This is a genomic window from Streptomyces sp. Wb2n-11, from assembly GCF_001049855.1.
In the GTDB taxonomy this organism is placed as follows: Bacteria; Actinomycetota; Actinomycetes; order Streptomycetales; family Streptomycetaceae; genus Streptomyces; species Streptomyces altiplanensis.
Map to the genome: position 1 here is coordinate 2,045,078 of NZ_CVPB01000001.1, position 13,121 is coordinate 2,058,198.

General features: G+C 71.1%; 8 protein-coding genes. All 8 read right to left on the reverse strand.

Going from position 1 to position 13,121, the window contains the following annotated elements; genetic code table 11:
• Positions 1 to 10 precede the first annotated feature (10 nt).
• On the reverse strand, positions 11 to 2,230 hold the full coding sequence (locus tag BN1555_RS08995) for an MMPL family transporter (RefSeq protein WP_093798880.1): 2,220 nt from the start codon (positions 2,228 to 2,230) through the stop codon (positions 11 to 13).
• Between the two features lie 196 nt (positions 2,231 to 2,426).
• Positions 2,427 to 4,526, reverse strand: a complete 2,100-nt coding sequence (locus BN1555_RS09000) for a phosphocholine-specific phospholipase C (RefSeq protein WP_093798881.1) — start codon at positions 4,524 to 4,526, stop codon at positions 2,427 to 2,429.
• Positions 4,527 to 4,761: 235 nt separating this feature from the next.
• Positions 4,762 to 6,270 (reverse strand): Asp-tRNA(Asn)/Glu-tRNA(Gln) amidotransferase subunit GatB, encoded by a 1,509-nt coding sequence (gene gatB, locus BN1555_RS09005; protein ID WP_093798882.1) that lies wholly within the window; start codon positions 6,268 to 6,270, stop codon positions 4,762 to 4,764.
• A gap of 16 nt (positions 6,271 to 6,286) precedes the next feature.
• Complete coding sequence (locus tag BN1555_RS09010; protein ID WP_093798883.1) at positions 6,287 to 6,517, reverse strand: hypothetical protein; 231 nt, start codon at positions 6,515 to 6,517, stop codon at positions 6,287 to 6,289.
• A 5-nt stretch (positions 6,518 to 6,522) separates the two neighbouring features.
• Positions 6,523 to 8,025 (reverse strand): Asp-tRNA(Asn)/Glu-tRNA(Gln) amidotransferase subunit GatA, encoded by a 1,503-nt coding sequence (gene gatA, locus BN1555_RS09015; protein WP_093798884.1) that lies wholly within the window; start codon positions 8,023 to 8,025, stop codon positions 6,523 to 6,525.
• A 6-nt stretch (positions 8,026 to 8,031) separates the two neighbouring features.
• On the reverse strand, positions 8,032 to 8,328 hold the full coding sequence (gene gatC, locus BN1555_RS09020; protein WP_015036350.1) for an Asp-tRNA(Asn)/Glu-tRNA(Gln) amidotransferase subunit GatC: 297 nt from the start codon (positions 8,326 to 8,328) through the stop codon (positions 8,032 to 8,034).
• A 163-nt stretch (positions 8,329 to 8,491) separates the two neighbouring features.
• The gene (locus tag BN1555_RS09025; protein ID WP_093798885.1) at positions 8,492 to 10,630 is read right to left on the reverse strand and encodes a putative bifunctional diguanylate cyclase/phosphodiesterase; all 2,139 of its coding nucleotides are present in this window, start codon (positions 10,628 to 10,630) and stop codon (positions 8,492 to 8,494) included.
• Positions 10,631 to 10,931: 301 nt separating this feature from the next.
• Positions 10,932 to 13,118 carry an NAD-dependent DNA ligase LigA gene (gene ligA / locus BN1555_RS09030; RefSeq protein WP_255305946.1) on the reverse strand — a complete coding sequence of 729 codons (2,187 nt, stop codon included), beginning with the start codon at positions 13,116 to 13,118 and terminating at the stop codon, positions 10,932 to 10,934.
• Between the last annotated feature and the right edge of the window lie 3 nt (positions 13,119 to 13,121).

Here is a 13,121-nt window from a genome sequence, read left to right on the forward strand (position 1 = left end):
TCCTTGCCGACTAGGGCACGAGCTGCTGGGAGTCCTCCGACTCGCCCGTGCGCTGTGCGTCGATCCTTTCATGCGCGACGCCGCGCTCGGGGGGTTCGATGCTGATACCCGGCAGCCACCGGTCGAGCCGGCGCGGCAGCCACCAGTTGGCGCCGCCCAGCATGTGCATCAGAGCGGGCACCAGGAGCGTACGGAGGACGAACGCGTCCAGGGCGACCGCCGCCGCCAGCGCGATGCCGAACATCGCGATCACGCGGTCGCCGCTGAGCACGAAGGCCAGGAAGACCGAAATCATGATCACGGCAGCGGAGTTGATCACGCGGCTGGTCTCGGCGAGGCCGACGCGCACCGCCCGCCGGTTGTCGCCGGTCTCCAGCCACTCCTCGTACATCCGGCTGACCAGGAAGACCTGGTAGTCCATCGAGAGCCCGAAGAGCACCGACACCATGATCACCGGCAGGAACGGCTCGATCGGTCCCGCGCTGCCGAGGCCGAGCAGCTCGCTCCCCCAGCCCCACTGGAAGACGGCCACGACGACTCCGAAGGAGGAGGCGACGGCGAGCACGTTCATCAGCGCGGCCTTGAGCGGGATGCCGATGCTGCGGAAGGCGAGCAGCAGCAGGACGCAGCCGAGCGCGATCACGGAGCCTACGAAGAGCGGCAGCTTGCCGACGATGACCTCGGCGAAGTCGTCGTAGCTCGCGGTCACCCCGCCGACGTACACGTCGAGCGACGTGCCCTGCTGGGCCTGGGGCAGGACGCTGTCGCGCAGCCGGTCGACGAGTTCGCTGGTGTCCTGCGACTGCGGCGACGACTGCGGTACCACGGTGAGGGCCGCCGTGTCGCCGCTGCCGTTGTACGTGACCGGGCTGACGGACGCGACGCCTTCGGTGGCGCGCACGGTGCCTTCCAGGGCGTCCATGGCGGCACGGTCGGCGGCGCCGTCGACTTCGGTGACGAGCGTCAGCGGGCCGTTGCTGCCGGGACCGAAGCCTTCGGCGAGCAGGTCGTACGCCGCGCGGGTCGTCGTGGACGCCGGGTTGTTGCCCTGGTCGGACGTTCCCAGGCGGAGCGAGAGCGTCGGCAGCGCGAGGACCAGCATGACGACCGCGGCGACGGCGCCCAGCAGCTTGGGCCGGCGCTCGACGAAGGCGGACCAGCGGGCGGCGAAGCCGGTGGGAAGTTCGGGCTGCGGGCCGTGCTCAGCGAGCTGCCTGCGCTCGCGGCGGCTGAGCGCCCTCGTGCCGATGAGGGAGAGCAGGGCGGGCAGCAGGGTCACCGAGGCGGCGACGGTGAGGACGACGGTGAGCGAGGCGGCGATCGCGACGCCGTCGAGGAAGGACAGCCGCAATATCAGCATGCCGAGGAGGGCGATGCAGACGGTGGCGCCCGCGAAGACGACCGCGCGGCCGGTCGTGGCGACCGCGTTCACCGCCGCCTCGGTGACGGACAGGCCGCGGCGCAGTCCCCTGCGGTGCCGGGTGACGATGAACAGGGCGTAGTCGATGCCGACGCCGAGCCCGACCAGCATGCCGAGCATCGGCGCGAAGTCGGCGACCGTCATGACGTGGCCGAGCAGCACTGTGCCCGCGTACGCGGTGCCGACGCTGACCAGGGCGGTGGCGATGGGCAGCAGGCTGGCGGCGAGCGAGCCGAACGCGACGAAGAGGACGACGGCCGCGACCACGACCCCGACGATCTCGCTGACGTGCCCGGTCGACGTCTCGGTGAGGGCGACGGCGCTGCCGCCGAGCTCCACCTGGAGTTCGGCGGTCTCCGCGTCCCTGGCGGTGTCCACGACGGCCTTGGCCTGCCGTTCGAGAACGTCGTCGGCCTGCGCGTCGAAGGTGACGGTGGCGTAGGCGGTGTGCCCGTCGGCGCTGGTCCGGCCCGCGCCCTCGCGCTCGTACGGGCTGACGACGGTCGCGACGCCGGGGAGTTCCTCGATGGCGTCGAGCGTCCGCGTCATCGACTGCTCGACTCCGGCGGCCTGGACGGTGGTGCGGCCCGCGGTGTGCCAGACGACGGTGTTGCCGTCACCTCCCCCGCCGTCGAATCCGGCGTCCAGGAGGGCGGTGGCGCGGCCCGACGGGGTGCCGGGCACCTCGTAGTCGTTGGTGTAGGCCGAACCGGCGACGCCTGCGGCTCCGGCCACGGTGCCGAGCGCGAGCAGCCACAGCAGGACTGCGGCGAAACGGTGCCTGACGCACCACCGTGCGATTGCTGCCAACGGACTGGCTCCCTGGGGTTCGTGGCTCTTCACAGGGAACAACAGCCCGCAAAGACCTCATGACCTACGCCCAGCCACTCTGACACCTAAAACTGATTAATTGTCCCTTTCGTGTGCTTACTCACATGCGCCGGCCGGCACGCCGCGCGCGGGAGGCCGGGCCGCGGCCCCGGGCTCCCGCGCACCACCCGGCGCTTCAGCCCGAAACGCTCGCACGCCCGTTCTCGATGTGCCCCATGAGGCGCCTGCGGAAAGCGTCATCACCCGTAACGGTGATGTCCAGGTCGTACCAGCCGTGCGCGTCGGCGGCCGAGTGCACCACGGTGCGGCTGCGGCCCGGCTTCACCGTGACCTCGCGGGGACGCCTCTCGTCGAGGTCGGCCTCGTCGGCGTACGCGAGCGTCCGCACGGTGAAGGTCAGCGGCTCCCCGCCCCGGTTGACGAGGGTGAGATGCAGATCACGGTCGCGTGCGTCGAGGTACGAGGAGACCTCGGCGGCGCCCGCCTCCGTACCGGCGAACTCGCGGCGGAAGCCGTTCGGCCCGGTGATCGTGAAGCGGTAGGCGTCCTTGGCGAGGGGGACGTCCCACCGCGCCGTGCCCTTTACGTCCCGGTGCTGCGGGACGGCGAACTCACCGGCGTACGGGTAGAGGGCGAAGTGCGCGCTCGCGCGCCCCGTGTTGCTGAGCGTGACCTTGAAGACGCCGCCCTCGGCCTTGCCGTGGGCGTCCGGCTGGTACGGCAGCGGGCGCGCGGGGCGCGTCCCCTCCTCCTGCGCGGGCATGTGCTGCTCCAGCGGGGGCACGGGCCGCCAGCGCCCCGTGAACGGCGGAATCGCCCCCGGCCGCTCCACCTCGGGCTGCCGGCGTCCGCGCTTGAAGTCGAACGCGGAGGTCAGGTCGCCGGTGACGGTCCGGCGCCAGGGCGTGATGTTGGGCTCCTCGACGCCCGTCCACCGCTCCAGGAAGCGGATCACGGAGGTGTGGTCGAAGACCTCGGAGCAGACGTACCCGCCGACGGTCCACGGCGAGACCACCAGCATCGGGACCCGGATGCCGAGCCCGGTCGGGCGGCCCTGCCACCGCTCGTCGGTGTTGTCCGCGGGCGGGACGGGCGGCGGGACGTGATCGAAGAAGCCGTCGTTCTCGTCGTAGTTGATCAGCACGACGGTGTGCCGCCAGACGTCCGGGTGCGAGGCGAGCGCGTCCAGCACCTGGTAGACGAGCGAGGCGCTGGCGACCGGCGACGAGGAGCCGGGGTGCTCGGAGTCGACCGCCGAGGGCACCAGGTACGACACCTCGGGCAGCCTGCCCGCCGCCACGTCGGCCCGGAAGTGACCGGCGAGCCCGCCCGTCTCGACGCGCCGCAGTCCGCGCTCGAAGAGCGAGCGCTCCTCGCCGCTCAGTGTGGCCACGCCCTCGTCCAGTGCGGCGAGCAGCCGCTCGCGCTCGGCGGTGTCGTCCGTGTCGCGGACCTTGGCGTAGAAGGCCTCCATGTAGGTGAAGCCGCCGGGGGCCTTCGCGAGCGCCTTGCGGGCGATCTTCTTGAAGGTCGTGAAGAACTCGATGTTGTTGTCGGTGAAGTTCTCCCACTCCGTGTACGTCTTCCAGCTGCGGCCCGCCTTCTCCAGCCGCTCCGCGTACGTCGGCCACGGGTAGCCGGGATGGCTGCCCTCGGCGTACGCCGCGTTGGTGACGGCCCGGCTGCCGTCGGCCTCGAAACCGGTCCAGCCGCTCCACAGGTGGTTGCGGTTCGGGCTCGTGGACGTGTGGATCGACGAGTGGTAGGCGTCGCAGATGGTGAACGTGTCCGCGAGCTCGTAGTGCATCGGCAGGTCGCGGCGGTCGTAGTACGCCATGGTGGCGCCGGTCTTGGCCGACACCCAGCCGTCCATCCAGCCCTGGTTCCAGGCCTTGGCGCCGCCGCCCCAGGAGTGGTCGAGGTCGCCTATGTACTGGAGGTCCTTCTTCTGCGCCTCGGCCGCGTCCCGTACGGGGAAGGGCAGGACGGTGCGCAGCGGCCCGGGCTGCTCGAAGACCGGCTTCCCCGACGGGAGCTCCACGGCGTTGCGGTCGCCGAAGCCCCGTACCCCGCGCAGGGTCCCGAAGTAGTGGTCGAAGGACCGGTTCTCCTGCATCAGGACGACCACGTGCCGGACGGCGCTCAGCCCGCCGGACGGCGGCTCCGCGGCCAGCGCGGCCTGGAGCGACGGAGGCAGCACGGACCCCGCGGCGGCCGCGCCGAGCGCGCCTCCGCCGAGTGCGAACAGCCGTCGCCGTGAAATGTCAGTGGCCAATTGATCCTCCCGAGTCAGGTGTGACGGCGGGGACGCTAATCACCTTCCGTGGCGGAAGGAAGGCCTGCGGACGGCGCACCGGTGAACGTCCTCGGCGCCCGGCCGCGCCACCGGCCGGGCGCGGGCGCGCGGAAGGGGCGGCGCACCGGTCCTCACCGGTGCGCCGCCCCTTCTCACCTGCGTACGGGCCGGGAACGTCAGCCCTCGACGCCCGGCTTCTCCAGGCTGTGCTCCGTTATTCCTTCGGGGCAAGCCGCTCAAGAACCAGCTCACGCACGCGCGCCGCGTCCGCCTGGCCCCGGGTGGCCTTCATGACCGCGCCGACCAGGGCGCCGGCCGCCGCGACCTTGCCGCTGCGGATCTTGTCCGCGATCCCGGCGTTGGCGGCGATCGCCTCGTCCACGGCCGTGGACAGCGCGCCCTCGTCCGAGACGACCTTCAGGCCGCGCTTCTCGACGACGTCGTCCGGGCCGCCCTCGCCCGCGAGGACGCCCTCGATGACCTGGCGGGCCAGCTTGTCGTTGAGCGAGCCCTCCTTCACCAGGGCGGTGACGCGGGCGACCTGCTCGGGCGTGATCGGCAGCGACGCGAGGTCGCGGCCCGACTCGTTGGCGTTGCGGGCCAGCTCGCCCATCCACCACTTGCGCGCCGAGGCGGCGTCCGCGCCGGCCTCGATCGTGGCGACGATCGGGTCGATGGCGCCGGCGTTCAGGATCGACTGCATGTCGTGCTCGCTGACGCCCCACTCCTCACGGAGGCGGTTGCGGCGTACCCGCGGCAGCTCGGGCAGCCCCTCGCGGAGCTCCTCGACCCACTCGCGGGAGGGGGCCACGGGGACCAGGTCGGGCTCCGGGAAGTACCGGTAGTCCTCGGCGTTGTCCTTGATGCGGCCGGCCGTGGTGGAGCCGTCCTCCTCGTGGAAGTGCCGGGTCTCCTGCACGATCGTGCCGCCGGAGGAGAGCACCGCGGCGTGCCGCTGGATCTCGAAGCGGGCGGCGCGCTCGACCGAGCGCAGCGAGTTGACGTTCTTCGTCTCGGAGCGCGTACCGAACTCCTCGCGGCCGTGCGGCCGCAGCGAGAGGTTCACGTCGCAGCGCATCTGGCCCTGCTCCATGCGCGCCTCGGAGACGCCGAGCGCCTTGATGAGCTCGCGGAGCTCGGCGACGTACGCCTTCGCGACCTCGGGGGCGCGCTCGCCCGCGCCCTCGATCGGCTTGGTGACGATCTCGATGAGCGGGATGCCGGCCCGGTTGTAGTCCAGCAGGGAGTGGGACGCGCCGTGGATACGGCCTGTCGCGCCGCCGACGTGCAGCGACTTGCCGGTGTCTTCCTCCATGTGGGCGCGCTCGATCTGCACCCGGAAGATCTCGCCGTCCTCCAGCTGGACGTCCAGGTAGCCGTTGAAGGCGATCGGCTCGTCGTACTGGGAGGTCTGGAAGTTCTTCGGCATGTCCGGATAGAAGTAGTTCTTCCGGGCGAAGCGGCACCACTCGGCGATCTCGCAGTTGAGCGCGAGGCCGATCTTGACGGCCGACTCGACGCCGATCGCGTTGACGACCGGGAGCGAGCCGGGCAGACCCAGGCAGGTGGGGCAGGTCTGCGAGTTGGCGTCCGCGCCCAGCTCCGTGGAGCAGCCGCAGAACATCTTCGTCTTTGTGCCGAGCTCGACATGGACCTCCAGGCCCATGACGGGGTCGTAGGACGCGAGGGCGTCCTCGTACGACACCAGTTCAGTGACGGTCACGGTGAAACTTTCCCTCTCAGCCCAGCAGAACGTCGTCGTCGCCGAGGCGCTTCAGCTCGCGGTAGAGCAGAGCGACACCGGTGGCGATGGCGGCAGCGGAGAAAACGGCGTCGACGAGCCGGAGCGTGTCGTTCTCGAAGCGGGCCTGCTTGGCCTGCTTGAGCACTCCGAGCGCGCCGAAGGCCGTCGTGCCGATCGACAGATACAAACCGGTCTTGGACTTCTTGAAGCCCTTGGCCTTGGTCATTGCACTCACAGCGACGGTGCCTCCTCGAGCAGCGGGTGGCCCCACTTTTCCACGAAGGCCGTCTCGACGGCGGCGCCGACCTTGTAGAGACGGTCGTCCTTCATGGCCGGGGCGATGATCTGCAGGCCGACCGGCATGCCGTCCTCGGGCGCGAGGCCGCAGGGCAGCGACATGGCGGCGTTGCCGGCCAGGTTGGTCGGGATCGTGCACAGGTCCGCGAGGTACATCGCCATCGGGTCGTCGGCGCGCTCGCCGATCGGGAAGGCGGTGGTGGGCGTGGTCGGCGAGACGATCACGTCGACCTTCTCGAAGGCCTTCTCGAAGTCCTGCGTGATGAGCGTGCGGACCTTCTGGGCGGATCCGTAGTACGCGTCGTAGTAGCCGGAGCTGAGCGCGTACGTACCGAGGATGATCCGGCGCTTGACCTCGTCGCCGAAGCCGGCCTCACGGGTGAGGGCGGTGACCTCCTCGGCGGACTTCGTGCCGTCGTCGCCGACCCGCAGGCCGTAGCGCATGGCGTCGAAGCGGGCCAGGTTGGAGGACGCCTCGGAGGGGGCGATGAGGTAGTACGCGGAGAGGGCGAGGTCGAAGGACGGGCAGTCCAGTTCCACGATCTCGGCGCCGAGCCCGCGCATCAGCTCGACGGACTCGTCGAAGCGCTGGAGGACACCGGCCTGGTAGCCCTCGCCGCGGAACTGCTTGACGACGCCGACGCGCAGACCGGCGACGGAGCCGCTCCGGGCGGCCTCGACGACCGGCGGGACCGGGGCGTCGATGGAGGTCGAGTCGAGCGGGTCGTGCCCGGCGATGACCTCGTGCAGGAGCGCGGCGTCCAGGACCGTACGGGCGCAGGGGCCGCCCTGGTCGAGGGAGGACGAGAACGCGACCATGCCGTAGCGGGAGACGCCGCCGTACGTCGGCTTGACGCCGACGGTGCCGGTGACGGCCGCGGGCTGGCGGATGGAGCCGCCGGTGTCCGTGCCGATGGCCAGTGGCGCCTCGTACGACGCGAGGGCGGCGGCGGAGCCGCCTCCGGAGCCGCCGGGGATCTTGGTCAGGTCCCAGGGGTTGCCGGTCGGGCCGTACGCGCTGTTCTCGGTGGAGGACCCCATGGCGAACTCGTCCATGTTGGTCTTGCCGAGGATGACGACGCCGGCCGCCTTGAGCTTCCTGGTCAGCGTGGCGTCGTACGGCGGGATCCAGCCTTCGAGGATCTTCGAACCGACCGTGGTCGGAACGCCCTCGGTGGTGAAGATGTCCTTGAGCGCGAGCGGCACGCCGGCCAGCGGGCCGAGCTTCTCGCCGTTCTCCCGCTTCGCGTCGACGGCGCGCGCCTGGGCCAGGGCCCCCTCGCGGTCGACGTGCAGGAAGGCGTTCACCTTCTCGTCGACGGCGTCGATACGGGCCAGGTGGGCCTCGGTCACCTCGACGGCCGTGAGCTCGCCCGAAGCGATCTTCGATGCGGTCTCGGCTGCGGTGAGCTTGATGATGTGCGTGTGGTCCGTCATGACTGTTTAGTCCTCCCCCAGGATCTGCGGCACCTTGAAACGCTGCTGCTCCTGGGCGGGGGCACCGGAGAGGGCCTGCTCCGGGGTGAGCGACGGACGGACCTCGTCCGCGCGCATGACGTTGGTCAGCGGCAGCGGGTGGGAGGTCGGCGGTACGTCTTGGTCGGCGACCTCGGAGACGCGGGCGACCGCGCCGATGATGTCGTCGAGCTGACCGGCGAAGTGATCGAGTTCTTCGCCCTTCAGCTCCAGACGCGCCAGCCGTGCGAGGTGGGCGACCTCCTCGCGCGTGATGCCAGGCATGCAGCGATCCTCAGGGGTGAGTGTGTGGGTTTTGGCCCAATCCTATGGGTCGCGGGCCCCTGCCCACGAAACGGATTCCCTGCGGATGCCGTGCGGGGCTCGCCCGGAGCCCGTACGGAGCCGTGCGGATGTCCCGCGGCCGCCCCGCGAGTGGCTCCGGGGCCTACTGCACCGGCTGGCCGGACGGGGAGGGGGACGGGTGGTCCGCCTCTTCCAGGGCCGCCGTCGCCGCGGCGATCCTGTCCAGGTCCACCTGCCGGTGCCAGCCCCGCTCGCCGCGCGCCAGCAGCCACGCCGTCGCCTCGTCCGGCGGCATCGCCGCCGCCACCAGCCAGCCCTGCACCGCGTCGCAGCCCAGGTCCCGCAGCCGCTCCCACGTCTCGTCGTCCTCGACGCCCTCCGCCACCACCAGCAGGCCCAGCGAGTGCGCCAGGTCGACCGTGCAGCGGACGATCTCGGCGTCCTCGTTGTCGACCGCGAGCCGGGCCACGAACGACCGGTCGATCTTGAGCTCGCTCACCGGGAGCCGGCGAAGGTGGACCAGGGAGGAGTAGCCCGTACCGAAGTCGTCCAGGGACATCTTCACGCCGTGCCCGGTCAGCCCGGCCAGCGTGTCGGCCGCCCGCTGCGGATCCTCCAGCAGCACGTGCTCCGTTATCTCCAGCTGGAGGGAGCCGGCGGGGACACCGTGCCGGGCCAGCCGCGCCGCCACCGCGCCGGCGAACCCGGGCGTGTGCACGTCGCGCGGCGACACGTTCACCGCCACCGGGGTGTTCAGCCCCTGCTTCCGCCAGCGCGCGACCTGCGCGAGCGCGGTCTCCAGGACGTACTCCGTCAGGTGCGGCATCAGGCCCGAAGACTCCGCGATGGCGATGAACTCGTCCGGGGGGACCCGCCCCCGCTCCGGGTGCACCCATCGGACCAGCGCTTCGAGGCCGGCCACCTGCCCGTCGAAGCGGACCTTCGGCTGGTAGTGGAGCTCGACCTCGCTCGCGTCCAGCGCGCGCCGCAGGTCGCCCAGCAGGCCGAGCCGGTCGGGTGTGTTGCTGTCGCGCTTGGACTCGTAGACCTCGACGCCCGTACGGTCCCGCTTGGCCTGGTACATCGCCACGTCGGCCCGGCGCAGCAGCCCTTCCGCGTCCAGCGCGTGGTCGGGGAAGACGGCGACCCCCGCACTGGCCTCCAGAACGAGCGTCAGTCCGTCCAGATCGAGCGGCGAGGAGAGCTCGGCCACCAGGTGCCTGGCGACGCGCTGCGCGCTGGTCGTCGAATCGGCGGTCGGGAGCAGGACCGCGAACTCGTCGCCGCCGAGCCGCGCGGCCTCCGCCCCGCGCGGCAGCGCCAGCCGCAGCCTGTCGGCTATCTGCAGCAGCAGCCGGTCGCCCGCCAGATGGCCGAGCGTGTCGTTGACCGCCCTGAAGCGGTCGAGGTCTATCAGGACGAGAGCGGTTCTGGTGCCGGTGTTCTCGGCCTCCTCCAGCGCGGGCCAGGTCCGCTCCAGCAGCCACTGCCGGTTGGGCAGTCCGGTCAGCGGGTCCCGTAACTGCTCCTCCGCCCTCGCCCTGGCTATCCACAGGGTGGAGTCCAGGGCGATCAGCGGTACGGCGAACAGCGGCAGCAGAACGGGCAGCGCCACCGCGATCACACAGATCAGCGGTGCGATGCCGAGCAGGGCGACCGCGACGAGCCCCTGCCGGTACAGGGCCGTCCGGGCGACCGACGGCAGCCGCCCGCTCCTCGGCGCCAGCGCGTACCAGAGCAGGACGCGCGTGAGGGCGAGATACGCCAGGGCGGCCAGGGCGACCTCCGGGACCGCCCCCATCCCCCACTCCAGCGGATTCCAGGGCCTCTCGACGGTCGGTACGTCGCCGAACACGGCCAGCACGAGCGCCGCGGCGCCTATGCCCAGGATGTCCACCGCGCCGTGCAGCAGCCCCTGCCGCCAGCGGTGCCTGCGGGCCATGCCGACCAGCACCACCACGGCCAGGCTGACCAGCCCGGCGGGCACCCAGCCGTACAGCAGCAGGACGGCGAGGGTGAGCGCGGCACCGGAGCCCGTGCCGCCCCACCACCGGTCGCGGCCGAGGGCGACCAGGTGGCCGACGATGACTCCGGTGAGCAGCGCGAGGGACCAGCCCACGTCGCCGCCGGGGAACAGCGCGCGGTCTCCCGTCACGGCGCCGAAGACCCCGGTGGCAAGGACGAGGGCGGCCAGTGTCACGACGGCGGCGGGCAGCACCCTCGGGGCGCCTGCCCACCGCCGCAGCCGTGAGGCCGGGTCGGCGCTCTCGGTCTGTTTCATTGCGTCCCTCTCACAGCCGGCGGTGCCCGTGCCACGTATGGCCCCGTTGTCATGCCACCACGACAAAAGCCCTTCCCCAAGCCCTTCCTGAGCACTTCACGAGCAGGGGACACCTCGTCGCAGCCGCGCACGACAGGCGCACGTCTCAACACTAGGCCGCAGAAGGCTCTCGCGGGCAGCGGTCCACCGCTGTTGCCCGAATGCGACCCAGCCGCCCTTGTCCGTCTGCTATGCGCCGAACGGGTGATCCCGGCTGCGGTTCTTCCCCTCTCACCGGCCCTTTCCCCGCCCGGCGCCGCGCCTACTCCTCGACGGGCACAGCTGCTTCACGGGCCGCTTCCGGACCCTGGGCCAAAAGGACGGCGAATCCCTCTTCGTCGAGGACCGGCACCTTCAACTGCATGGCCTTGTCGTACTTCGAGCCGGGGCTGTCACCGACCACCACGAACCCGGTCTTCTTCGAGACAGATCCCGTCACTTTCGCGCCGAGGCTCTGGAGCGCCTCTTTTGCGCCATCCCGCGTGTGGTTCTGCAGGGTCCCGGTCACCACGACCGTGAGGCCCTCCAGCGGGCGGGGCCCCTGGTCCTCGCCGGCGCCCTCCTCCTCCATCCGTACCCCGGCCGCCCGCCACTTGCGCAGGATCTCCCGGTGCCAGTCCTCTTCGAACCACTGTTTGAGCGAGGCGGCGATGGTGGGTCCGACGCCCTCCACGGCGGCCAGTTCCTCCTGTGTCGCCTGCTCGATCCGCTCCAGCGAGCGGAACTCACGGGCCAGCGCCTCCGCCGCGACCGGTCCCACGTGGCGGACGGAGAGCCCGGTGATGATCCGGGCCAGCGGCCGCTCCTTCGCCGCCTCGATGTTCTTCAGCATGGCGAGGGTGTTCTTCTTCGGCTCGCCCTCCTGGTTGGCGAAGAACGTCACTATCTTCTCCTCGCCCGTCTTCGGGTCCCGCTTGGGAAGACCCGAATCCTGGTCCAGGACATACGACTTGATGGGCAGCAGCTGCTCGACCCTCAGGTCGAAGAGGTCGCCCTCGTCGCGCAGCGGCGGCTCGGCCGGCTCCAGCGGCCGGGTGAGCGCGGCCGCCGCGACGTACCCGAAGTTCTCGATGTCCAGGCACTTGCGGCCGGCCAGGTAGAACAGCCGCTCCCGCAACTGCGCCGGGCAGGAACGGGCGTTGGGGCAGCGGAGGTCGATGTCGCCCTCCTTCATGGCCTTCAGCGGCGTACCGCACTCGGGGCACTGGGACGGCATCACGAACTCCCGCTCGCTGCCGTCCCGCAGGTCGACCACGGGCCCCAGGATTTCGGGGATGACGTCCCCCGCCTTGCGCAGCACCACCGTGTCCCCGATGCGCACACCCTTGGCCTTCACCACTTCCTGGTTGTGCAGGGTGGCGAACTCGACCTCGGAACCGGCGACCGTGACCGGCTCCACCTGGGCGTACGGCGTCACACGGCCCGTACGCCCCACGCCGACGCGGATGTCGACCAGCTTGGTGTTGACCTCCTCCGGCGCGTACTTCCAGGCGATGGCCCAGCGCGGCGCCCGCGAGGTCGAGCCGAGCCGCCCCTGGAGCCGGATCTCGTCGAGCTTGACGACGACGCCGTCGATCTCGTGCTCCACGGAGTGCCGGTTCTCGCCGAAGTACGCGACGAACTCCCGTACGCCCGCGAGGTCCTTGACGACCTTGTTGTGCCGCGCGACCGGCAGGCCCCATTCGCGCAGCAGCTCGTACGCCTGCGACAGGCGGTCGATGTCGAAGCCCTCACGGGCCCCGATGCCGTGCACCACCATGTGCAGCGGACGGCCCGCGGTGACCTTGGGGTCCTTCTGCCGCAGCGAACCCGCCGCCGCGTTGCGCGGGTTGGCGAAGGGCTTGTCCTGCGCCGCCACCAGCCGCGCGTTCAGCTCCTGGAACTTCTCCATCGGGAAGTAGACCTCGCCGCGGATCTCGACCAGGTCCGGGACACGGTCGCCCCTCAGCCGCTCCGGAACGCCCGCGATCGTACGGACGTTGGGCGTGATGTCCTCGCCCGTGCGCCCGTCGCCCCGGGTCGCGGCCCGGGTCAGCCGCCCCTTCTCGTACGTCAGGTTGACCGCGAGGCCGTCCACCTTCAGCTCGCACAGCAGGTGGTACGGCACGGCGCCCAGCTCGGCCGCCACGCGCTCGCCCCAGGCCGTGAGCTCCTCGTCGTCGAAGGCGTTGTCGAGGGAGAGCATGCGCTCGCGGTGCTGGACCGCCGTGAACTCCGTCGCGTACGCCCCCGCGACCTTCTGGGTCGGCGAGTCGGGCGTACGCAGCTCCGGATACTCGTCCTCCAGCGCCTCCAGCGTCCGCAGCAGCTTGTCGAACGCGGCGTCGCTGACGACCGGCTGGTCCTTCACGTAGTACCGGAAGCGGTGCTCCTCGATCTGCTCGGCGAGGTGTGCGTGCCGCTCCCGTGCCTCTGCGGGTACCGCCGCCGCGTGCTGTTCGCCAGCCACCGT

Excerpts from the sequence above, each read along its gene's own strand:
- gatC (WP_015036350.1), bottom strand. The coding sequence starts at position 8,328 with ATGCCTGGCATCACGCGCGAGGAGGTCGCCCACCTCGCACGGCTGGCG.
- gatA (WP_093798884.1), bottom strand. The coding sequence starts at position 8,025 with ATGACGGACCACACGCACATCATCAAGCTCACCGCAGCCGAGACCGCA.
- BN1555_RS09025 (WP_093798885.1), bottom strand. The coding sequence starts at position 10,630 with ATGAAACAGACCGAGAGCGCCGACCCGGCCTCACGGCTGCGGCGGTGG.
- BN1555_RS09010 (WP_093798883.1), bottom strand. The coding sequence starts at position 6,517 with ATGACCAAGGCCAAGGGCTTCAAGAAGTCCAAGACCGGTTTGTATCTG.